Source organism: Streptomyces sp. NPDC039423 (assembly GCF_055598725.1).
In genome coordinates this window covers 281,042-302,323 of record NZ_JBVKAH010000004.1, presented here as the reverse complement: position 1 = coordinate 302,323, position 21,282 = coordinate 281,042, and the positions used below count along the sequence as shown (strand labels likewise).

Genomic DNA, 21,282 nt, shown 5'->3' with positions numbered 1-21,282 from the left:
CCCGGGTTCCGTTGTGCCCACCCGTTCCGCCCTGCGGAACGCATGCCCACAACGGGGGCGCCGCGGGAGCGGGGGTGGGCAATGCCCCCGCGGAACGCATGCCCACAACGGGGGTCAACGGCCCGGGGGGCGGATCGGGGCGGCGGCCTGGGCGGCGCGGCGCGCCAGGAGCGTCGTCGAGCGGCCGTCCAGGTACGGCAGGACCACCGCCTGGCCGCCCCACCCGCGCAGCACCTCCGCTTCCGGCAGGTCCTCCGCCGAGTAGTCGCCGCCCTTGACCCACACGTCCGGCCGCAGCCGGGTCAGCAGCTCCGACGGAGTGTCCCCGTCGAAGACGGCCACCGCGTCCACGCTGCCCAGGCCCGCCAGCACCCGCACCCGGTCGGCCAGCGGGTTCAGGGGCCGGCCGGGCCCCTTCAGCCGTTCCACGGACTCGTCGGAGTTGACGCACACGATGAGGCAGTCGCCGATCCGGCGCGCGCTCTCCATCAGGCCCACGTGCCCGGCGTGCAGCAGGTCGAAGCAGCCACCGGTCGCCACCACCGTGCCGCCCCGGGCCCGCACCTGCTCGGCGAGCACGAACGGATCGGTCTCCGGCACTTCCCGGGGCGCGGACGGGGGCGGCGCGCTCCACAGCGACCGGTTGCCCGCGCCGCCCGCCGCGACGAACGCGGCCGCCTCGGCCACGGCCCGCTGCACGGCCTCCTCCGGCAGGGCGCCGTCCGCGAGCGCGGCGGCCGCCGCGGCGGCGAAGCAGTCACCGGCACCGCACGCGTCGCCGTGCGCGCGGTACGGCGCCGGCACCAGCATGGGGGTCGCGGCGCCCGGCTTGGTGAGCAGCACCCCGCGCTCGCCGAGGGTGACGGCCACGGTGGCGACCTTCCAGCGTTCGGCCAGCTCGGCGCCCCGTTCCGCGAAGGCGCGCAGCGAGTCGCCGTCACCGCGGCACAGCGCCATGGTCTCGGCGGCGTTCGGGGTGACGATCCGCGCGCCCGGTACGGGCACGTCGCCCTTGAGGTGCGGGTCCCACACGACGGGGACCTTGGGCGCGACGGCCGCCAGGTGCTCCCGTACCGCGCTGGCGGTGTGCCGCCCGTAATCGGCGACGAGTACGGCGTGGGCCTGCGCGAGGGTGTCCCGCACGGCGGCGTCCGGCTCGCCGGGGTCACCGCCGCCGCGGTCGATCCGCACCAGGGGGCGGCCGCCGGCGAGGACCCGCGTCTTCACCGGCAGGGTGCCGTTCAGCGGCAGTTCCACCAGCCGCACGCGGCCGCGCAGCCCGCGCCGCACGGCGTCGCTGGCGGGGTCGTCGCCGAGCGCGGTCACCAGGACCACGTCCCGCCCGCCGCGCGTGGCGAGGGCGGCCGCGAGTCCGGCGCCGCCGGGGCGCCGCTGGTCGCCGGTGACGTCGACGACCGGCGCCGGGGCGTCCGGGGCGAGCCGGGTGGACACGCCTTCGATGTCCTCGTCCAGCAGGACGTCGCCCACCACGACCAGGGGCTTGTACGCGCTCATGACATCCTCCGCCGGGCCGCGAGGGGCGCCGCCGCGCCCGCCGCACGAGTGGGCCGTACCGCCGCCGCGGCGAGCGCGGCGTCGAAGAACTCGCACACCAGGTGCACGGCGACGAGATGGGTCTCCTGGACCGTCGCGGTCGAGTCGGCGTCGACGCAGCACGCCTCGTCGGCGGCCTCCGCCAGCGGGTTGGGGCGCGGGCCGGTCAGCGCCCAGACCAGCAGCCCCGCCTGCCGCGCGGTGACGGCCGCCGCGATCAGGTTGGCGCTGTGCCCCGAGGTGGACAGCAGCACCAGCACGTCACCGGGCCGGCCGTGCGCGGCGACCTGCCGCGCGTACACCTGGTCGAACCCGTAGTCGTTGCCGATGGCCGTCACGCTGGACGTCTCGGCGTGCAGGGAGATGGCCGAGAAGGCGGGGCGTTCCCGCTGGTAGCGGCCGACCAGTTCGGCGGTCAGGTGCTGGGCCTGGGCGGCGCTGCCGCCGTTCCCGGCGGCCAGCAGGCGACCGCCCACCGGCAGGACGGCCGCGAGGTGACCGCCCCACTCGGCGATCCGGTCCATGTTCCGTCGCCGGAAGGTGCCGAGGGCGTCCTGGAGCGCCCGGCAGTGTGCGTGCGCCGCTTCGAGGGTGGGGGGAGCGAGGGGATCGGTCATGGCGTTCGGGCTGCCGCGTCCCGGGGGACGGCGACGGGGCCCGCACCTCCTTCGGACTTCGTCGTTCCGGTGGACCGGGTCAGGCCACGCCCGTGACGGCGGGCCGGGCGGCGAGCACCGCGGCGTACTCCTTCTCGGTGGCGGCGGCGACCCGCGCCCAGCCGTACCGGCTCAGCACCCTGCGGCGGCCGGCCGCCCCGCACGCCGCCCGCAGCGCGGGGTCGGCGAGCAGTTCCCCCACCGCGCGGGCCAGCGCGTCGGGGTCCCGGGGCGGCACGAGCCGCCCGGTGGCCGGATCGTCCACGGTGTCGAGCTGCCCGCCCACCGCGCTGGCCACGACGGGCCGTCCGCAGGCCATGGCCTCCAGCGGCACGATGCCGAACGGCTCGTAGTCCCCGGGGCACAGCACCACGTCCGCGCTGCGCAGCAGCGGCGCCACGTCCTCGGGCGGTACGCCGCCGGTGAAGCGGACCCGGCCGGCGACCCCGGCCAGCCGGGCGACCTCCCGCAGCCGGCGCACCTCCGGGTCGTCGTCGAGCCGGGCGGCGGGAGGGCCTCCGACGACGAGCAGTTCGGTGTCGGGCAGCCGGGTAAGGGCCGTGATGGACACGGCGGCGCCCTTGCGGGGGACCAGCCGGCCGAGCTGGAGCAGCCGGTACCGCCGGCCGCCGGCCCGGTCGGCGGCCGGGCCGTCCGGGCGGAACTCCTCGGGGTCCACGCCGCACGGCACCACGCCCACCTTCCCGGCGGGGACGCGCATGCGGCTCAGCTCGAACACCTCGTCGTGGCAGGTGGCGATGACCCGGTCGCAGCCCAGTCCCACCTCCCGCTCGTGGGCGATGCGCTCCGGCGGGCTGGTGTCGGCGTGCTTCTGGTGGCGCCGCTTGACCGTTCCCAGTGCGTGGTACGTGTGCAGGAACGGCAGCCGCGCCTCCCGGGTGGCCCGCAGCGAGGCCACGCCGGACATCCAGAAGTGGGAGTGCACCAGGTCGGGCGGACCGGACCGCCACTCCGTCGCCATCCACCGGCCGAACTCCGCCATGTACGGCAGGAGTTCGTCCTTGGGCAGGGGCTCCGGCGGCCCGGCGGGCACATGCAGCACCTCCACGCCGGGGCGCAGCATCACCCGTTCGGGGAGGTCCGGGGCGTCACGGCGGGTGTACACGGTGACCCGGTGGCCGCGGTCGGCCAGGGCCCCGGCGAGGCGGGCGACATGCACGTTCTGGCCCCCCGCGTCGACGCCGCCCAGGACGGCGAGCGGGCTGGCGTGCTCGGAGACCAGCGCGATCGACAGCCCGGAGCCGCCACCACCGGCGAACCTGCCGGCACCCAAGGCCCCGGCCCGTACCACGACCCCGGCACCCACGGCCAGGTCCCCGCCCCCCGCCCCGGCCTCCAGAGCCTCCGCCCCCGTCTCCAGGGCGTCGGCCTCCAGGGCCTCCGCCTCGGCCTCCAGCGCCTCCGCCTCCAGCGCCTCGGCCTCGGCGTCCACGTCGTCGACACCGTCCGCGCGACGGTGGTCCGGCCGGTCGGGGCCGGTGTCCAGGGGGTCCAGGGATGTCATGAGCGCACCTCCGTCATCACGCGCTCCCAGTCGTCCAGGAAGCGTTTGAGCCCGTACCGTTCGAGCGCCGCCTGCCGGGCCCGCGCCCCGTCCTCGGCGGCCGCCTCCGGCTCGCCGAGGTAGTGGCGGGCGGCCCGGGCGAGCACCTCGGGCCGGGTCGACAGCGTTCCGGCGCCCGCGGGGACGGCCTCGATCGCCTCGGTGGTGGCCAGCGCCACCACCGGCATGCCCAGGTGCATGGCCTCCAGCAGCGACAGGCCCAGCGACGTCCAGCGGACGGGGTGCAGGTACAGCCGCCGCTCCGCCATCGCCGCGTGCAGTGCGGACTGCGGGAGGTCGGCGGTGCGGCACCGCTCCTCGGGGAGCCCCAGGTGCTCGGCGAGGCCTTCCGTACGCATGCCGAACACGTCCAGCGGCGCCGCCTCGGACAGCGCGGGCAGCAGGTCCGTACCGGTGTGACGGCCGCGCCGCACCGGTTCGTTGACCACCACGGCGGCCCGGGCGAGGCGGCCGGTGTACAGGTGGCCCGGGTCGACGATGCCGTGCTCGACGACCTCGGTGCGCGTCGACCCGTTGTCCCAGAACAGCCGGTTGAAGTGGGTGACGTGGACCAGCGTCAGGTCGTCACGGTCGGCACACGGGTGCCGGGTGCCGGGCACGTCCCCGTCGGGAGCGTTGTGCTCCAGGTACACGGCCGGCACGTCCCGGCCCGGCCGGCGGCCGCCCAGCCAGCGCTCGGCCAGGTCGAGCTCGTGCGGGCGCTGGAGGACCACCAGGTCCACCGGGGCGTCCCGGAGCCCCTCCGGGGTGACCTCCCGGACCGAGTCCGGCCAGGTGAAGGTGCGCGCCCGGCCCAGCCCGTCGGGGCAGCGGTCGGGGGTGACCGGCACCAGGTAGGTGTGGGGCCCCTGGACGAACGCCGTCGTCCAGGACCCGTGCACGTGCCACAGCAGGATGTTCATGACCCGTCTCCTCCCGTCCCCGTCACCGGGACGCGTCGTCGGTGTCGTCGGAGCGGAAGAAGTCCCCGCGCCGCACCGCGTACGGGCCGATGGCCAGCAGATCGACGGGCGACGAGCCGAAGCACTCCAGGGCGTCCTGCGGGTCGTCCACCATGGGGCGGCCGGCCGTGTTGAGGCTGGTGTTGACCACCACCGGCAGTCCGGTACGCCGCTCGAACTCCGTCAGCATCCGCGCCACCAGCGGCTCCGCCTGCCGGTCCACCGTCTGGATGCGGGCCGTCCCGTCGACGTGCACCACGGCCGGGATGCGCTCCCGCCACTCGGGCGCCACGTCGTGCACGAACAGCATGTACGGGCTCGGCACCACCCCGTCGAAGATCTCCGCCGCCCGGTCCGCGAGCACCATCGGCGCCACCGGCCGGAACTGCTCCCGTCCCTTGACGTCGTTGAGCCGCTCCAGGTTGCCCGCGTGCCCCGGGTGCGCCAGCAGCGAGCGGTGCCCCAGCGCCCTCGGCCCGAACTCCGAACGTCCCTGGAACCAGGCCACGATCGCGTTGTCCGCCAGGGCCTCGGCCACCGTCTCCGCGATGTCGGCCGGCCGGTCGAACGGCACCGCCGCCGTCTTCAGCCAGGCGCCCAGCTCGGCGTCCGACCAGTCCTGCCCCAGGTCGGCGCCCCGCATCGGGTCCGGGTCGTCCCCGCCGCCCGCGGCGAGCAGCAACGCCCCGCCCAGTGCCGTACCGGCGTCACCGGCGGCGGGCTGTACCCACACCCGGTCGAACGGCCCCTCCCGCGCGATCCGCGCGTTGGCCACGCAGTTGAGGGCCACGCCCCCGGCGAGGGTCAGCAGACGGTCGTGGGTCTGGCCGTGCAGCCAGCGCACCAGGTCCAGCAGCGTCTCCTCCAGTACGGCCTGCGCGCCGGCGGCGATGTCGGCGTGGTCCTGGGTCCACGCCTCGTCCGGGCGGCGGCGCGGGCACAGCTCCGCCCACGGCACCCCCGCCGCGTGGAACCCGCCGTCGCCGGTGGGGTACACGTACCGCCGCAGCTCCGGCAGCATCCGGGGCCGGCCGTGCGAGGCGAGGGCCATCACCTTGAACTCGTCGGAGGAGCGCAGGAACCCCAGGTGGTCGGTCAGCTCCTCGTAGACCAGGCCCAGCGAGTGCGGCAGGTCCTGTGCGTACAGCGCCTCCAGCCGGTCGTGGACCCGGCGTGCCGCGAGGTGGGAGGCGCGCTCGCCCCGCCCGTCGAGCACCAGCACCGAGGAGGTGCCGGCATCCTCGGCGGCGAACGCGCCGGACGCGGCGTGCGCCATGTGGTGCGGTACGAAGCGGACGATCTCCGGGTCCAGCCCCGGGAGCGCGGCTCTGAGGAAGCCGGGCGCCTCCCGTGCGTAGGTCAGCCGCAGGTGGTCCCACGGGTCGTCCAGGCCCATCTCGGCGGCGGGCCGGGCGAGCGCCGGGTCGAAGGAGTACGCCACCGCGTCCAGGTCCTGGGGGCGCAGTCCCGCCCGCTTCAGGCACCAGGCGGCGGCCTGTTCGGGCAGTTCCCAGGCGGAGAACGGCACCGGCCGCTTGCCGTGCTTGCGGCGGGAGAACCGCTCCTCCTCCGCGGCGGCGACGGTCCGGCCGTCGATGACCAGCGCGGCGGCGGGGTCGTGGAAGAGGGCGTTGATTCCGAGGATGCGCATGGGGAGCCAGGCCTTTCGGCGAGTCGGGGGCGGGGCGTCGTCAGGAACGGGCGTCCGCGCGGTCGCGGAACCAGGCGATGGTGCGCCGCAGGCCCTCTTCGGCGTCGACGCGCGGCTCCCAGCCGAGCTTGTCGCGGGCCAGGGTGATGTCCGGGCAGCGCACGGCCGGGTCGTCCGTCGGCCGCTCGATGAAGCGGATCTCCGAGTCGGAGCCGGTGAGCCGGATGACGAGCCGGGCCAGTTCCAGCATGGTGATCTCGGTCGGGTTGCCGATGTTCACCGGGCCGCGCAGCCCGTGGGCCGCCGCGGCGAGGATGCCGCGTACGGTGTCGTCGATGTAGCACAGCGACCGGGTCTGGAGCCCGTCGCCGGTGACCGTGAGGGGCTCGCCGGCCAGCGCCTGGCGTACGAAGGTGGGGACGGCCCGCCCGTCGTGGCCGCGCATCCGCGGACCGTAGGTGTTGAACAGCCGGACGATGCCGGCGTCCGTGCCGTGCACCTCGGCCTCCGCCGTGGTGAGCGCCTCGCCGAACCGCTTGGCCTCGTCGTAGACGCTGCGCGGGCCGACCGGGTTGACGTTGCCCCAGTACCGCTCGTTCTGCGGGTGCTGCTGCGGGTCGCCGTACACCTCGGAGGTGGAGGCGAGCAGGAACCGGGCCTCGGAGCGGTGGGCGAGTTCCAGGGCGTGGCGGGTGCCGAGGCTCCCGGCGTCCAGCGTGTGCAGCGGGAGACGGAGGTAGTCGGCGGGCGACGCGGGCGACGCGAAGTGCAGCACCAGGTCCGGCGGGCGCTCCACGGAGAACGGCTCGGAGACGTTCGCCTCGACGAGCGTGAAGTCGGGACGGTCCAGCAGGCCGGATATGTTCTCCGGCCGGCCGGTGCTGAAGTCGTCGACGCACGTGACGGCGGTGCCCGAGTCCAGCAGGGCGTGGCACAGGTGCGAACCGACGAAGCCGGCGCCACCGGTGACGACGGCATGCTCCCAACTGCGCGAGAAAGCGGTGTTCATTCGGTCTCCTCCGGACGGGTGCGAACCGCGAACGGCGGGCGAGTGCCCTGTGCACCTGCGACCAGGCTGGGCCGAACGAGGGCGGGGGGCGCGGTGGTGGGAGCCGTTCGAGTGGTCACCCGCGGTGACCCCGCCGGCCCCCCGCCCCCCCCCGTGCCGCCGCCCCGCGCGCGGACGGCGCCGCGCCGGCGGCCGACCGGGTGAAGGTCCGTCGCCGGTGCGGCCGCGGCCCGTCAGGGGGCGACGGTCTCCGTGGTGATCAGTTCGGCGAGGGCCGGCAGCCCGCCCTCCTCCAGGGCGCGGCGCTGCTGGTCGGCCGGGGTGCCGTGCTGGAGGAGCCGGTGGACCAGGGAGGTGACCTCCCGGGTGTCCCCGGCCTCGTCGATTGCGGGCGTGACATGGTCGAGCAGCATGACCAGCACGTCACCGGCCCGGCGCGCCCTGCCCTCGGGGTCGACCAGCAGTCCGCTGAGGCCGTGCCGGGCGGCGTGCCAGTTCGACGCCTGGAGCAGCTCCGGCGGGCACTCCGGCAGCGGCAGGCCCGCCTTCTCGTCCCGGATGGCCGTGGCGACCAGGCCGCGGACGAGCCCGGCGAACATGACCGCCGCGTCGGCCCGTAGCTGCACGTCCGCGCAGCGCACCTCGACGGTCGGGTACTTGTCGGACAGCCGGGCCTGCCAGTAGAGCTGACCGGTGTCGGTGATGATCCCGGTGTCCAGCAGCGTCCGGACGCGCCGCTCGTGGTCGTCGAGCGACGTGAAGCACGGCGGCGGCCCGCTCACCGGCCACCGCCCGAAGATCACCGTGCGCCAGCTTGCGAAACCGGTGTCCTTGCCGTCCCACAGCGGGGAGTTCGCCGACATGGCCACCAGGATCGGCAGCCACACCCGGATCCGGCTCAGCACGGCGACGCCCATCTCGCGGTCCGGCACCGCCGCGTGCACGTGCATCCCGTTGACGAGCTGCTCGGCCACGAGCTGCGGGGCCTGGGAGCGCATCGCGAGATACCGGGCCTTCTGGGTGACCGGCACCGGCGCCACCTCGCGGTACGGAGCGGTCGCGCAGGCGCCGATCCGGCAGCCGTTCTTCTCCGCCGCCGTACCGAGCGCGTGGCGCAGCCGCAGCAGGTGACCGCCGACCTCCTCCAGGTCCGTGCAGACGGGCGTGGCCACCTCCACCTGCGCCTGGAGCAGCTCGGACTGGACCTCCGCGTCCTCCACGATCGGCTCGAGCCCGGCCGCCGCACGGACCCGGTCCGCGAGCGGGACGGGCAGGCAGGTGTCCGGATCGAGCAGCAGGTACTCTTCCTCGACCCCAATGGTGATCATGTCGCCCCGGGTACCCTCCGAACGATCGGCTGAATCGGTCATGGCCGGCCCGCCCGGTGCCTCGCCCGTCCCGCTCGCGCGGCCGGTTCCTGGAGGTCCAGCCGGCGCGCCGCCTCCTCCACCCGCGCCGGCAGCGGCCGGCGGTCCCGCAGCGCCACCGGGAGGCGCCCCAGCAGGTCGCGCAGCGCCGCCCGCGCCTCCGGGTCCCGCCGGGCCCGCACGGCGATCGAGCGCGTCCGCCGCAGCGCCACGGCCAGCGGGCGGCGCAGCCACGCGGTGAGCGCCGCGTTGCGGAGCTGTACGGCGGCCCTGCCGGGCCGCGCCCCGCCGGCCGGGCTGTGGACGGCCACCACCTCGGGGGCGTGGCACACCCCCCAGCCGCGCGCCGCCAGGTCGTACGCCAGCAGCGTCTCCTCGCCGCCCACGAAGAAGATCGGGTGGTAGCCGCCCGCCTCCAGGTACGCCTCCCGCCGGGCCACGGCCGCGCAGGCGAGGAAACCCAGCACCGGTCGGCCGGGCAGGTCGGCGGCACCGTCGAGGGGCGAGGCGGCCAGCAGGGCGTTCAGCGGGTCGGGCGCGCCGTCCGGGCCCACGCGGACCCGGGCGGCGACCAGACCCAGCCGGGGGTGCTGGTCCAGCAGGTCGGCGGCGCGGGCCAGCGCCCCCGGTTCCCACCACGAGTCGTCGTCGCTGAACGCCACGTACGGGGTACGGGCCCGCCGGACCCCGGCGTTGCGGCCCTGTGCCCCGAGGTTGCGGCCCTGGCGCAGCACCGTCACCCCCGGGTGGCGCTCCGCCACGGCCCGCGGCGTGCCGTCGGTGGAGGCGTTGTCCACGACGACCACCGGTGGCCGCTCGGGCAGTGCGGCCAGGCGGTCCAGCGTTCCCAGCAGCAGCTCACGACGGTTGTGGGTGATCACCACGACGGTGGTGCGGCTGTCGGCGGTCACGGGGCTGGCACCTCCGGGTGGTCGAACAGGGCCTTCAGGACGTCCTCGGGCCCGATGCGCAGCAACTGGGGGTCCGGGTCCTGCCCGTGCGGATCACCGGGAGGCCCCGGGTGCCACAGCGCCACGTGCCGCGTACCCGGCGGCGGCCCCCACAATCGGGGAGGAACCGGTCCGAAAAGGGTGACCGACGGGGTGCCGTACGCCACGGCCAGATGCGCGATCCCGGTGTCGCCGCTCACCACGGCGGCCGCGCCCGCGAACAGCGCGCCGAGCCGGTCGAACGGCAGCCCGCCCCGGAAGACGTCCAGGCCCCCGTCCGGCGCCCCGCCGCCCGCCCCGGCGACGACCCGCTCCAGCAGCCCGTCCTCACCCGGCCCGCCGGTCAGCGCCACCCGGTGCCCGCGCCGCCGCAGCTCCCGCACCACCACCGCGTACCGCTCCGCCGGCCACCGCCGCGACCCGGAGTCGGCGCCCGGGTGCACGATGACCGCGCCGGGCGCGGGGGAGGCCGTGCCGGGGTCCGGCAGCCGCAGGTCGGTGGGGTCCGCGGGGACGCCGTACCACTCCAGCAGCCGGCACCAGCGTGCGCGCTCGTGCTCGTCGGCCGTCCACTCCGGCCCCGCGATCTCCGGCGTCCGCGCGTGCGCGAAGGCGAACAGCCGCCCCGGCCGCAGCCTTTGCAGCAGCCGGTGACTGGGCGGCCCGTTGCCGTGCAGGTCCACGGCCACGTCCGGCGGAGGTCCCTCCCAGTCGAGCCGCTCCGGTACGGCCCGGCCGGGCGCCGACGCCGGCAGCAGCCGGTCCACCGCCCCGGAGGCGGCGGCGGGCGCCGCCAGCGGCTCCGGCGCGGCGAGGACGATCTCGTACGCCGGGAACGCCCGCCGCAGCGCCCGCAGCGCCGGCACCCCGGCCAGCAGGTCGCCCAGCCCGAGCGCCCTGAGCACCAGCAGGCGCGGCGCTCCGTCGCGGCCGGCCCCCCGTGCCCGAGGGCCCGTCGCGGCCCGTGGGCCCGGTCGCGGCCCCTCCGGGCCAGGCCCCTCCTCGCCGTACGGGGAAGCGGACGCGGGCATGGACGCGGGCGTGGACGTGGACGCCGTACGCGCCGGAGCGCCCGGGCCGCCGGCATCCGGCGCGGAGACGGCGTACATGCCCCGGCCCCCCGCCCCGCGGAGACCGGCCCGCGGGCGGACGACGATCCGCGGCGGGGCCGTGCGGCGATCGCCACCCGGCGCCCCGGCGGCCCGGATCATCCGCCGTCCTCCAGCAGCTTCTCCACGGCGGCCAGCACGTCCTCGGCCGTCACCCCGTCCAGGCAGGGGTGGCCGGGCACCGGGCACTCCCGGGCCCGGGTGCCCGCGCAGGGCGCGAGCTGGTCACCGAGCAGGACGTGCGCAACGCCGTACGGTCCCCAGCGCTCGGCGGGCACGACCGGCGAGAACAGTGAGACCACCGGGGTGCCGACGGCCGCCGCCAGGTGCGCCGGACCGGTGTTGCCGGTCACCACCGCGCCCGCCGCCGCCAGCACCGCCGCCAGCTCCGGCGGCTCGGTCCGGCCGCCGAGGTCCAGCCCGTCGCGCCCGGCGACCAGTGCCGTCAGCTCCCGTTCGTCCGGGCCGCCGGTGACGACGACCCGGTGTCCCGCGCCGGCCAGCAGCCGCACCGCGTGCGCGCACCGCTCCGGGCTCCACCGCCGCGCCCCGACGCTCGCCCCCGGGTGGACCACCACGTAGGGCCCCGGCCCGGTCAGCCCGGGCGCGCCGGGCTCGTGCCGCACCCGCAGCCGCCCGTCGTCGCCCGGCGGCCGGGGGAAACCCGCCGCCACGGCGAGGTCCAGCGCGGCCTCCGCCTCGTGCGCGTGCGGCGCCCGCCGGTGGCGTACGTCCAGCAGCGACCCGGGGGCGTCCTCGCTGTCGGCGGCGATGTGCCCGACGCCCGCCAGCCGCAGCAGCAGCGCGGTGGGCAGCGGGCTCTGGTGGAACGAGGTGAGCACCAGCGCGGCGTCCGCCCGCACGGCGGCGATCCGGGTCACCGCCCGGTCGATGCCGGCGCGCTCCACCGGCGGCGGGGAGAACCCCACCCAGGGCGCCTCCCAGACCATCACCTCGTCGAGGCCGGGCAGCAGCCGCGCCGCCGGCGCCCCACGGGGCCCGCACAGCAGCGTCACCCGGTCCGCCTTCGCGGCGACGGCCCGCACGGCGGGACCGGCCAGCAGGACGTCCCCGAAGCTGTCCAGCCGCACCACCAGGGCCCTCACGCCCGCCTCCCGCGCCCGGCCCCACTGCCGGCCGCCGGCCGCCCGTCCGCGAGCACGTGCCGCGCGGCGTCCAGCAGGTCGGCGCACACGTGCGGCGCGGCGGCGACCTCGCCGGGCAGGGTGCGTGCCGTGGGGACGAGCACGCCCCGTGCCCCCGCCGCCCGGGCCGCGCCCATGTCGGATCCGATGTCGCCGATCAGGACGCACTCCTCGGGGCGCACCCCCAGCAGCCGGGCCACCTCCGTCACCAGGCCCGGCGCGGGCTTGCGGCAGCCGCAGCGGTCCTCCGGCACGTGCGGGCAGTACGCCCAGGCGTCGAACGGGCCGAGCAGCGCGTCCACCCGGGCGTTGACCGCCCGCACCTGGGCCTCGGTGAGCAGACCGCGCCCGATGCCCGACTGGTTGGACACGACCGCGGTCCGGATCCCGTCCTGCCGCAGCAGGCGCAGCGCCTCCACGGCGCCGGGCATGGGACGGACCCGGTCCGGGTCGCCGTTGTAGGGGACGTCCCGCACCAGGGTGTCGTCCCGGTCGAACAGCACCGCCGCCGGGCGCGTCACAGGACCCCGTCCCAGCTCTCCGCCGACCGGTGGCGCACCTCGCCGGCGATCCGGTACCAGGTGGCGACGGCGGGGATGAGCGCGCTCGTCGCGGCCATCGTCACGATCTCGTCGGCCGTCCGGGGCCCCGGGGCGATACGGGCGCGGGCGAACTCCGCCGTGCCGAGCGCCCAGCCGCCGGCGGCGAGCAGCGCCGCCCGCCGCCGGCCGGTGGCCGCGAGGAGCAGTGCGCCGAGGCCCGCCGCGGTGACCGCGGCGTGCCGCCCGATGCGTCCGCGGGGCGCGGCCGCCCGCTCCCACCAGTCGCCGCCGTGCAGACGCCTCATCAGGGCGTCGTCGGCGTTGCCCTTCTGGAGCCGTACCGACACCCAGCGGTCGGCGGGCCGCACCGGGTGCTCGGTGCGGCGTTCGCCGCGGACGATCCGCCAGCCCGCGTCGATGACCCGCAGCGCCAGGTCGGCGTCCTCGCGGAACGCGCGCGGGAACCGCTCGTCGAAGCCGCCGACGGTCTTGAGCACCTCGGTGCGGTACGCCATGTCGGCGGTCACCCACAGGGCGCCCTGGAGTCCCGCCGTGTTGCGTTCCCAGTCGGTGGGGCGGCGGTCGGCGGGCAGCGGCACCTGGACCACGCCCTGGACGCCGCCGGTGTCGGGGGAGGCCTCGGCCAGGTCGCGGGCGAGCTGCTCGCGCCAGTACACGCTGACGCGAACGTCGTCGTCGAGGAGGACGGTCCACGGTTCGTCCACCAGCCGTACGCCCGCATTGCGGGCGGCCGCCGGTCCCAGCCCGCCGGTCCGCAGCACGGTGGCCCGGTCGGCGAGCGCGCCGAGCGCCGCCACGGGCAGCGGTGCGCCGGGCGGCCCCGGCCGGTCGTCGACCAGGACGACGCGGCTCGGCTCGGGGCCCTCGGCGGAGGCGAGCGCGGTGAGGCAGTCGGCGAGGCAGGGCCGTCCGACGGTGGGGACGACCACGGCGTACGAGGCGAGCGAGGGGATCATGCGTCCACGCCTCCACAGTCGGGGACGGGCTCCGGGGAAATGTACGGAATGCCCACGTCCGGTCACTGTATGCGCAGGCGCCGGACCCCGCACGGCCTTCGCCCGCCGGACGGCGCTCCGGCCGGCCGGCCGCGAGGGCGACCCGGCGCCGCCCCTCAGCCCGTCAGGTGGCGCTCCATCCAGTCGGCCGCCGTCCGGCGGAACAGCCGCCGGTTGTCGGCCCGCCGGAACTCGTGGCCCTCCTCGCGGAGCACCAGCAGTTCCGCCGCGTGCCCCCTCTCCCGGGCCGCCCGGACGACCTGCTCGGACTCTCCCGGCGGGACGTTCGTGTCGTGCTCGCCGTGCACGGCCAGCAGCGGTACGCGCAGCTCGTCGATCCGGCTCATGGGGGAGAGGGAGCGCAGCAGCTCGCGGTCGCGCACCGGGTGGCCGTACTTGTGGGCCGCCGACTCCGCGATCCACGGCTCGGTCCCGGCGAAGAACGTGGCGAAGTCCGACATCCCGCACACGGCGACGCCCGTGCGGAACAGATCGGGGTGCCAGACCAGCGACGCGAGGGTGAGGTACCCGCCGTACGAGCGGCCCATCACCGCCAGCCGGGTCGGATCGGCCCGCCCGGTCAGGACCACGTGCGCCGCGCAGTCGGCGACGTCCTCGATCGCCGCGAACCGGCCGGTGCCCAGGTCGGCGTCCACGAAGGACCGCCCGTAGCCGGAGGAGCCGCGCACGTCCGGGGCGAAGACGTCCAGCCCGCGCCCGGTCAGCTCGTGGTACAGCGGCTCGAACACCGGCCGTTCCTGCTCCTCCGGGCCGCCGTGCAGGTGGATCACGCACGGCGCGGGGCGGCCCTCGGCCCGGCCCGGCGCCCGGTAGTACCAGCCGCCCAGCACCAGCCCGTCGCGGGCCGTGGGCCGCAGCGGCGCGGGGCGCACCGGCGGCCGGCCGGGCGGTACGGCGTCCTCGTCCCGGGACGACCAGGGCGTGCGCACGGGGGACGAGGCCCGGGGCAGCCACCACACGCCGGGACGGCGCTGGGAGCCCGAGAGGGCCAGGACCAGCCCGCCCGGTCCGGCGCGGCTGACGCGGGTGACCACCTCGTGCGGCAGGGGGACGTCACGGGGCGGGGCGGTTCCGGTGGCGCCGCCCCAGGGCGGGGCCCCGGCACCGGCCCAGGGCGCGGTGCCGGCGGTCGCGGCGGTTTCGGCCGCGGGAAGGCCGAGGGCGCGCAACTCGCTGGCGCCCAGGACGTTCCAGGAGAGGGCGGCGGTACGGCCGTCCTCGGCGAACGCGAGCAGTTCGAGGTCGCAGCCGTCGCGTTCGGCCACCACCGACAGCCCGGTCCGCCGCCCCTCGTCGTCCAGTCCGGCGGCCAGCAGCGCCGCGAACTCGCGCTCGTGGTCGCTGCGCAGCCACACCGTGCGTCCGTCGGGGGAGAACCGGCCGATCCAGGGGTCGCCGTCGGCCACCCGCAGCACCGAGCCGGTGCCGAGGTCGGCGGTGCGCAGGACGACGGCCTCCCGCCGCCCGCGCGGCCCCCGGCGCACCAGTGCCAGCCGGCCGTCCTGGCTGATGTCGCACACCCGGAGGGTGGCCGCGCCGCTCTCGGCGGCCACCAGCACGGGCGAGGCGATGCCGTCCGGGTCCACCAGGTAGGCGCTGAGCCGGTCACGCCCGGCCCCGTCCAGTGCCGCACCGTCCAGCGGCGTCCCGTCCAGCGCCGTCCTGTCCAGTGCCGCACCGTCCAGTGCCGTCGCGTCCAGCGCGGCCCGGCCCGTCGCGGGCCCGCCCGCCCGGGATCCGGCGGCGGCGCCCCGGTCTCCTACCGCCCGGTCCCGTGCCGTCCCGTATAGGAGCGCACCGTCGAGGAGCGGCCCGGCCGGCACGGCCCCGTCGGGCGCCGGTCCCACGTCGCCCCGGCGGGCGCCGCCCAGCAGGGTGGCGCGGCCGTCGCGGTCCGCCCAGTCGGCGGGCAGCTCAACGAAGGCCTCGCCCCGGTCCTCCGCCGTGGCGTCCTCCCGGGCGGGCGCGCCCGGCGACGGCGGCGGTTCCGCGACCGTCACCGCGACCGCCGAGCCGTCCCGCGCCCAGCAGCCCAGGTAGGCCGAGCTGCCGGAGTCGGCACCGGCCACGATCCGCCGCCCGGTGCCGTCCGGGCGTACGCACAGCACCCGGGTGTGCTCGCCGCCGCCGGGGGCGACGGTGTAGGCGATCCAGCGCCCGTCGGGCGACCAGGCCACCTCCGTCACCGGGTCGGGGTCGGAGTCGAGCAGGTGGATGCCCTCCCCGTCGGGTCCGCCGGCGACCGGACCGGTCCACAACTGGGGCACACCGGTGCGGTCGCAGATGAACGCCACGTGTTCACCCGTCGGGTCCGCCGACGGGTACCAGCAGCCGTGCGAGACGAGCGGCTGGCGGGTGTCGCGCGGGCCGGCCACGTCGGCGAGCGGCACCACGAAGGGTGCCGCCGACGAGGCCCCGGTCAGCTGATCCTGTGCGTCTGCAGCCATATCTCCAGCAACGCTACGTGCCACAGGGCGTTCGCCCCGCGCCTCGTGCGGTGTTCGTCGGGGGCGGCGAGGAGTTCGGCGACGTACTCGTCCCGGAAGATCCCGCGCCCCCGCGCCTCGGGTGCGGACAGCGCCTGGCGGACCCGTTCGAGGACGGGGCCCGCCATGTGGCGGATCGCCGGCACCGGGAAGTAGCCCTTGGGCCGGTCGACGACCTCCCGGGGCAGCATCTTGCGCCCGGCGTCCTTGAGCACGCCCTTGCCGCCCTGCGCCAGCTTCAGCTCGGGCGGGCAGGCGGCGGCCAGTTCCACCAGCTCGTGGTCGAGGAACGGCACCCGTGCCTCCAGGCCCCAGTCCATGGTCATGTTGTCGACCCGCTTGACCGGGTCGTCGACCAGCATCACGTGGGTGTCCAGGCGCAGCGCCGCGTCCAGCGCGGTCTCGGCGCCCGGCACGGCCATGTGGTCGCGCACGAACCGCCCGGAGACGTCGTGGTCGGTGAGCATGTGCGGCTGGAGGATCCTGGCGAAATCGGAGTGCGGCCGGTCGAAGTAGACGTCGGCGTACCGCTCCGGCTCCCGTTCCCGCTCGACGGCGGCCATCTCCGGGTACCAGCGATAGCCGGCGAACACCTCGTCGGCGCCCTGGCCGGACTGGACGACGCTGACCTCCTTGGACACCAGCTCCGACAGCAGGTGGAAGGCGACCACGTCATGGCTGATCATGGGCTCGCTCATGGCCGCGACGGCGCTGTCCAGCGCGGTCGACACCCGGTCGGAGGGCACCATGAGCTGGTGGTGCTCCGTCTCGTACCGGCGCGCGATCAGGTCCGAGTAGGTGAACTCGTCACCCTCCTCGCCGCCCTCCGCCTCGAACCCGACGCTGAAGGTCGCCAGGTCCTTCTGGCCCTCGTCGGCCAGCAGCGCCACGATCAGGGACGAGTCCAGGCCGCCCGACAGCAGGACGCCGACCGGAACGTCGGCGACCATCCGCCGGCGCACCGCGGTCCGCAGCGAGTCCAGCACCGCGTCCCGCCAGTCCCCGGCGTCCATGCCGGCGAACTCGGCCCGGCGCGTGTACGACGGCTGCCAGTAGCACCGGTCCCGGTACGAGCCGTCCGGCTCGATGACGCGCACCGTGGCGGGCGGCAGCTTGCGCACCCCGGCGAGCACCGTGCGCGGCGCCGCCACGGTGGCGTGCCAGCTCAGGTACTGGTGCAGCGCGACCGGGTCGATCGACGTGTCGACACCGCCGCCCGCGAGCAGCGCGGGCAGGGTGGAGGCGAACCGCAGCCGGCCGGGTGCCTCGGCCAGGTAGAGGGGCTTGATGCCCAGTCGGTCCCTGCCCAGCACCACCCGGCCGGTGTCGTTCTCGACGATGACGAACACGAACATGCCGATGAAGTGGTCGACACAGTCCGTGCCCCACTGTCTGTAGGCCTTCAGGATCACCTCGGTGTCCGAGGTGGAGAAGAACCGGTGGCCCAGGGCACGCAGCTCGTCGCGCAGCTCCTGGTAGTTGTACACGCACCCGTTGAACACCCCGGTGAGCCGCGCGTCGGTGTCCGTCATCGGCTGCGCGCCGCGTTCCGACAGGTCGATGATCTTCAGACGGCGGTGACCCAGTGCCACCGGCCCCTGGGACCAGATGCCCCGGCCGTCCGGCCCCCGGGCCGCCAGCCGGTCCGTCATCCGTTCCACGGCGGCCACGTCGGGCCGCCGGTCGTCGAAGCGGATCTCCCCGCTCAGGCCGCACATATGGTCCCCCTCTGCCGTGCGGCCCCCGGGGCACCCGTCAGCGGTGCCGCAGGTGCCCCCAGCACAGCCGGGACCTCAGCGTCCTCCTCAACCCCATGTGAATCAATCACCACAACTCCTTGAAGACGGGGAGCGGGCCCCTACCTGCGGCTGGTGTTCAGCTATGCACGGCAGCCCGCTCCGTTCCGCCGGGTTCCCGGTGATCGCGGAAGCATTCCTGCGCCGGATCGTCACCGGCCCCGGCGCCGCGCCCCCCGGCCCACCGGACGGCCGGCTCCATCGCCGCCCCCGCCACCGCGAACAGCGCTCCCAGCACCAGCCGGCCCGTCGCACCGCCGCCCAGCACCAGCGCGGTCAGCAGCACCGGCCCGAGCATCCGCGCCACCGGGACCCCCGGCTCCGAAGAACCCCTGGTACTGGCCCTGCCGGCCGGCCGGCAGGGCCAGTACCGAACGAGATCTGCCAGGCACCCGCCGACTGCCGCATCTCACCCCACACCAGCAGTGACGCCCCCACCAGCAGCACCGCCACGGCACCCCACACCGGCCCCGGCAGCGCACCGCACACCGCACCGCACGGGCGTAGCGCAGCGCTCAGCGCACCGCACGTACCGCACCGCACGGCGCCGACGCGCACCGCACGTACCGCACCGCGCACCGCACCGCGATCGCGCAGCGGTGAGGGGCGGACGCCGCGGCCTCCGCCCCTCACCCCACCGCCTCAGCCGCGGTCCTTCTCCCGGGCGCCCGGCTCGGCCCGTTCCTCCTCGGTGGCGAGGCGCTCGCCCTCCGCCTGGGAGGGGGTCGAACGGGCCACGTCGGGGTGTTCGGGGTGTTCGTCGACACCCGGCTCCCGCTCCCCCTCGGCCTGGGAGGGGGTCGGGTAGTCCCACGCATCACTCATGGCTACGCCTCCGGCGACTCGTTCCCCGCCCGCGATACCGGGCCGGGGCCGGACGAGTACCCCGGCGCCGGGGCCGCTACCGGCTCCGGCAGCCGCAGGAACAGGGCCATCACGGCGCTGGCCAGGTACAGCGCGGCGAAGATCCACATCACGCCCTGGACGCCCAGCGGCCCCAGGAAGGCGCCCACCAGGGCCGGGCCGAGGAAGGTACTCGCTCCGGCGCCCAGGTTCAGGGCCGACATCGCCTGGCCCTTGTGCGCCGGGTCCAGCGACGGCATGAGCGCCGACAGCGGCACGTACCCGGCGAGCGTCGCGCCGAACAGGCTCACCAGGACCATCGCCAGGGCGTAGTCGTGACCGGCCGACACCGTGCCGTAGTACAGCAGCAGGGTGGTCACCGCGCAGCCGACGCCACCGAACCAGGTGACGGTGCGCCGCCAGCCGATGCGGTCGCCGACGAGGCCGAAGACCAGATTGAAGACGATGTTCGTGGCGAACATCGCGGAGAGCAGGTGCAGCCACTCGCGGAGCGTGAAGCCGAGGGTGTCGGTGAAGAAGACCGGCAGGAACACCAGGAACCCGAACTGCGGCGCGGTGTTGATGGCCCGGACGACCGCGCCCATGCCGATCCTCGGATTGCGCCAGACGATCGCGAGCGAGCCGATCAGGGTGGCGACCGGGCGCTCCCCGGCGGGGGCGAGCCGGCCTCTGCCGGTGGGTTCGCGCACCAGCAGCAGCGCGATCAGGCCGCCCGCCACCACCAGCCCGAGCGCCAGCCACAGCGTGCCGTACGCGCCGATCCCGGGCACCGCGACGCTCGCGACGAGCGAACCGAGCGTCGGCAGCCCGCCGGTGAAGGCGAACCAGAACCAGCCGACCGCGGAACCCAGCCGCCGTGCCGGTGTCACCGCCGTGACCCAGACGAGGAAGCCGTACGCGAAGAGCGGGTAGCCGAAGCCGCGCAGCCCGTAGCTGAGCAGCAGAAGCGCGAAGTCCACCGACGGCAGGGCGAACACCAGGAAGACCACCTGGAACGCGCCCCAGACGGCGAGTCCGAGCATCATCACCTTGCGCGGGCCCCACAGGTCCGACAGCGCGCCGGAGAACCAGGCGGCGACGCTCGCGGTGACGCCGTAGACGGTGAACAGCAGCGCCACGCGCTCCCTGGACATGCCCTGGTCCAGGAGGAAGGGCGACAGATAACCGGATTCGACCCCGTCACCGATCATGAAGACGAGCACGCCGAGGAATCCCCAGGCGAGTGACCGGGGAATACCGATCCGGTCCAGCCAATTCCTCGCGGGTGCGTTTTCGGCGGAAGACGACGGGTCAAGAACGACGGCCACGAGAACCACCTTTGTCGAAAGGGTCGGGAAAGCGCGGGAGCGGTGCGCGGAAGCGTCCGGTCGCCGCCGTGGAAGGCCACGCGGAGCCGGAATGTGCGCCGCGCCGAGGCGTCACGATGAAACGGCCGTGTGAGAAACGGCGTCAATGAGTGGGAGGAAAACCCCGCCGCCGCCCCGGCGTGTGGCGTGAAATCGTCGGCCGAAGGACCGCCCATGGGAAGAGGGGGAGAGGCATCGCCGCAGCTCACCGGCCCGCCGCCGCCGGATGCCGGGAGAGGCCCGGGCCGGCACCCGGGTGAAGTCGGTGTGAGTTTCACACCGGTGTGTGACCACCGGTGTGTGACCACCGGCGTGAGATCACCGGCGTGAGATCACCGGCGGGGCGGGGCCGGTCAGCGTCCGGTGGGGACCGTCCGGACGTCCACGCCTATGTCCCGCAGCCGCCGCACCTGGGCGGCCGGTGCCGCGTCGTCGACCAGCACCAGGTCGAAGTCGGTCAGCGGCGCCAGCGCGTACAGCCCCTGGTTGGCGAACTTGGTGTGGTCGATCAGCAGCACCCGGCGCGCGGCGGACGCCATCATCGCCCGCTTGACCTGCACCGTCTCCGGCGACATGTGGTAGCAGCGGTCCCCGGTCACCGCCGTCGTCGACATGAACAGCACATCCGCCCGGAAGGACTCCACGCTCTGCGCCGTGTGCAGTCCCATGAAGGCGTCGTACGCCGGGAAGTACGTGCCCCCGAGCGCGATCAGCGAGACGCCGGCCTCCCTGGACAGCGCCGTGACCGCCGGCAGCGAATTGGTGATCACCGTCAGCGGGGTGTGGTCGGCCATCTGCCGGGCCAGACTCAGACAGGTGGTCGAGTCGTCCAGCATCACGATCTGCCCGGGCGCCAGCAGCTCCGCGGCCGCCCGCGCCAGCCGGTTCTTGGCCTGCGCCATCGTGGTCATCCGCTCACTGACGCTGCCGTGGAACTGCGTCGACGGCAGACAGCTCGCCCCGCCCCGGACCTTCCGCAGCCAGCCCTGCGCCTGCAACGCGTCCAGGTCGCGGTGGACGGTCATCACACTCACGCCGAACTCGTCGGCCAGGTCGTTGGTCCGTACGAACCCCGCCGCCGTCACCAGATCGCGCAGCCTGCGCCGCCGCTCCTCCTGGGCGTCCACACGGGTCACGGCGTCCGGCTCCTTCCCGGTTCGCCCCGTCCGCGGGTGGGAACGTCTCCAGCGGTGTGCCGCAACCGTGTGCGAACCTCACGCGAACTTAACACGACCGTGGCCCGC

At 75.7% G+C, this 21,282-nt stretch carries 18 protein-coding genes; all 18 read right to left on the bottom strand.

Features of this window, described 5'->3' with window-relative positions:
- Nucleotides 1–114 precede the first annotated feature (114 nt).
- The 18 genes from rfaE2 to ACZ7LK_RS15475 all read right to left on the bottom strand — a co-directional run bounded on the left by rfaE2 (nucleotide 115) and on the right by ACZ7LK_RS15475 (nucleotide 21,174).
- On the bottom strand, nucleotides 115–1,515 hold the full coding sequence (rfaE2, locus tag ACZ7LK_RS15560) for a D-glycero-beta-D-manno-heptose 1-phosphate adenylyltransferase (protein WP_392273603.1): 1,401 nt from the start codon (nucleotides 1,513–1,515) through the stop codon (nucleotides 115–117).
- Nucleotides 1,512–2,171, bottom strand: a complete 660-nt coding sequence (locus tag ACZ7LK_RS15555) for a D-sedoheptulose-7-phosphate isomerase (protein WP_471141058.1) — start codon at nucleotides 2,169–2,171, stop codon at nucleotides 1,512–1,514. The genes rfaE2 and ACZ7LK_RS15555 overlap by 4 nt, the downstream gene beginning before the upstream one ends.
- A gap of 79 nt (nucleotides 2,172–2,250) precedes the next feature.
- Nucleotides 2,251–3,735, bottom strand: coding sequence for a glycosyltransferase (locus ACZ7LK_RS15550; RefSeq protein ID WP_471141055.1), 1,485 nt, complete (start codon nucleotides 3,733–3,735; stop codon nucleotides 2,251–2,253).
- Nucleotides 3,732–4,697 carry a glycosyltransferase gene (locus tag ACZ7LK_RS15545; protein ID WP_392273606.1) on the bottom strand — a complete coding sequence of 322 codons (966 nt, stop codon included), beginning with the start codon at nucleotides 4,695–4,697 and terminating at the stop codon, nucleotides 3,732–3,734. Before ACZ7LK_RS15545 ends, ACZ7LK_RS15550 begins: the two co-directional genes overlap by 4 nt.
- A 22-nt stretch (nucleotides 4,698–4,719) precedes the next feature.
- Complete coding sequence (locus ACZ7LK_RS15540; RefSeq protein WP_471141051.1) at nucleotides 4,720–6,387, bottom strand: carbamoyltransferase family protein; 1,668 nt, start codon at nucleotides 6,385–6,387, stop codon at nucleotides 4,720–4,722.
- 40 nt (nucleotides 6,388–6,427) lie between these two features.
- The gene (locus ACZ7LK_RS15535; protein ID WP_392273608.1) at nucleotides 6,428–7,396 is read right to left on the bottom strand and encodes a UDP-glucuronic acid decarboxylase family protein; all 969 of its coding nucleotides are present in this window, start codon (nucleotides 7,394–7,396) and stop codon (nucleotides 6,428–6,430) included.
- A gap of 233 nt (nucleotides 7,397–7,629) precedes the next feature.
- Nucleotides 7,630–8,724: a carboxylate-amine ligase gene (locus ACZ7LK_RS15530; protein ID WP_392273609.1), complete on the bottom strand. Its 1,095-nt coding sequence runs from the start codon at nucleotides 8,722–8,724 to the stop codon at nucleotides 7,630–7,632.
- A gap of 38 nt (nucleotides 8,725–8,762) precedes the next feature.
- Entirely contained in the window at nucleotides 8,763–9,674 is a 912-nt protein-coding gene (locus ACZ7LK_RS15525) for a glycosyltransferase family 2 protein (RefSeq protein ID WP_392273610.1), read from the bottom strand.
- Complete coding sequence (locus ACZ7LK_RS15520) at nucleotides 9,671–10,618, bottom strand: glycosyltransferase family 9 protein (protein WP_471141046.1); 948 nt, start codon at nucleotides 10,616–10,618, stop codon at nucleotides 9,671–9,673. The genes ACZ7LK_RS15525 and ACZ7LK_RS15520 overlap by 4 nt, the downstream gene beginning before the upstream one ends.
- 302 nt (nucleotides 10,619–10,920) lie before the next feature.
- Nucleotides 10,921–11,928, bottom strand: coding sequence for a glycosyltransferase family 9 protein (locus tag ACZ7LK_RS15515; protein WP_471141043.1), 1,008 nt, complete (start codon nucleotides 11,926–11,928; stop codon nucleotides 10,921–10,923).
- On the bottom strand, nucleotides 11,925–12,488 hold the full coding sequence (locus ACZ7LK_RS15510) for a D-glycero-alpha-D-manno-heptose-1,7-bisphosphate 7-phosphatase (protein ID WP_392273613.1): 564 nt from the start codon (nucleotides 12,486–12,488) through the stop codon (nucleotides 11,925–11,927). The genes ACZ7LK_RS15515 and ACZ7LK_RS15510 overlap by 4 nt, the downstream gene beginning before the upstream one ends.
- Nucleotides 12,485–13,486 (bottom strand): glycosyltransferase family 2 protein, encoded by a 1,002-nt coding sequence (locus ACZ7LK_RS15505; protein WP_392273614.1) that lies wholly within the window; start codon nucleotides 13,484–13,486, stop codon nucleotides 12,485–12,487. The genes ACZ7LK_RS15510 and ACZ7LK_RS15505 overlap by 4 nt, the downstream gene beginning before the upstream one ends.
- A 155-nt stretch (nucleotides 13,487–13,641) precedes the next feature.
- The gene (locus ACZ7LK_RS15500; protein WP_471141038.1) at nucleotides 13,642–15,993 is read right to left on the bottom strand and encodes a prolyl oligopeptidase family serine peptidase; all 2,352 of its coding nucleotides are present in this window, start codon (nucleotides 15,991–15,993) and stop codon (nucleotides 13,642–13,644) included.
- Complete coding sequence (locus ACZ7LK_RS15495) at nucleotides 15,966–17,750, bottom strand: N-acetylglutaminylglutamine amidotransferase (RefSeq protein ID WP_471141035.1); 1,785 nt, start codon at nucleotides 17,748–17,750, stop codon at nucleotides 15,966–15,968. The genes ACZ7LK_RS15500 and ACZ7LK_RS15495 overlap by 28 nt, the downstream gene beginning before the upstream one ends.
- 157 nt (nucleotides 17,751–17,907) lie before the next feature.
- On the bottom strand, nucleotides 17,908–18,135 hold the full coding sequence (locus tag ACZ7LK_RS15490; RefSeq protein ID WP_471141032.1) for a hypothetical protein: 228 nt from the start codon (nucleotides 18,133–18,135) through the stop codon (nucleotides 17,908–17,910).
- A 335-nt stretch (nucleotides 18,136–18,470) separates the two neighbouring features.
- Nucleotides 18,471–18,653 carry a hypothetical protein gene (locus tag ACZ7LK_RS15485; RefSeq protein ID WP_392273618.1) on the bottom strand — a complete coding sequence of 61 codons (183 nt, stop codon included), beginning with the start codon at nucleotides 18,651–18,653 and terminating at the stop codon, nucleotides 18,471–18,473.
- Nucleotides 18,654–18,655: 2 nt separating this feature from the next.
- The gene (locus ACZ7LK_RS15480) at nucleotides 18,656–19,999 is read right to left on the bottom strand and encodes an MFS transporter (RefSeq protein ID WP_471141029.1); all 1,344 of its coding nucleotides are present in this window, start codon (nucleotides 19,997–19,999) and stop codon (nucleotides 18,656–18,658) included.
- 392 nt (nucleotides 20,000–20,391) lie between these two features.
- Nucleotides 20,392–21,174: a DeoR/GlpR family DNA-binding transcription regulator gene (locus ACZ7LK_RS15475; RefSeq protein WP_392273620.1), complete on the bottom strand. Its 783-nt coding sequence runs from the start codon at nucleotides 21,172–21,174 to the stop codon at nucleotides 20,392–20,394.
- Between the last annotated feature and the right edge of the window lie 108 nt (nucleotides 21,175–21,282).

Excerpts from the sequence above, each read along its gene's own strand:
- rfaE2 (WP_392273603.1), bottom strand. The coding sequence starts at position 1,515 with ATGAGCGCGTACAAGCCCCTGGTCGTGGTGGGCGACGTCCTGCTGGAC.
- ACZ7LK_RS15555 (WP_471141058.1), bottom strand. The coding sequence starts at position 2,171 with ATGACCGATCCCCTCGCTCCCCCCACCCTCGAAGCGGCGCACGCACAC.
- ACZ7LK_RS15550 (WP_471141055.1), bottom strand. The coding sequence starts at position 3,735 with ATGACATCCCTGGACCCCCTGGACACCGGCCCCGACCGGCCGGACCAC.
- ACZ7LK_RS15545 (WP_392273606.1), bottom strand. The coding sequence starts at position 4,697 with ATGAACATCCTGCTGTGGCACGTGCACGGGTCCTGGACGACGGCGTTC.
- ACZ7LK_RS15540 (WP_471141051.1), bottom strand. The coding sequence starts at position 6,387 with ATGCGCATCCTCGGAATCAACGCCCTCTTCCACGACCCCGCCGCCGCG.
- ACZ7LK_RS15535 (WP_392273608.1), bottom strand. The coding sequence starts at position 7,396 with ATGAACACCGCTTTCTCGCGCAGTTGGGAGCATGCCGTCGTCACCGGT.
- ACZ7LK_RS15530 (WP_392273609.1), bottom strand. The coding sequence starts at position 8,724 with ATGATCACCATTGGGGTCGAGGAAGAGTACCTGCTGCTCGATCCGGAC.
- ACZ7LK_RS15505 (WP_392273614.1), bottom strand. The coding sequence starts at position 13,486 with ATGATCCCCTCGCTCGCCTCGTACGCCGTGGTCGTCCCCACCGTCGGA.
- ACZ7LK_RS15500 (WP_471141038.1), bottom strand. The coding sequence starts at position 15,993 with ATGGCTGCAGACGCACAGGATCAGCTGACCGGGGCCTCGTCGGCGGCA.
- ACZ7LK_RS15495 (WP_471141035.1), bottom strand. The coding sequence starts at position 17,750 with ATGTGCGGCCTGAGCGGGGAGATCCGCTTCGACGACCGGCGGCCCGAC.
- ACZ7LK_RS15485 (WP_392273618.1), bottom strand. The coding sequence starts at position 18,653 with ATGAGTGATGCGTGGGACTACCCGACCCCCTCCCAGGCCGAGGGGGAG.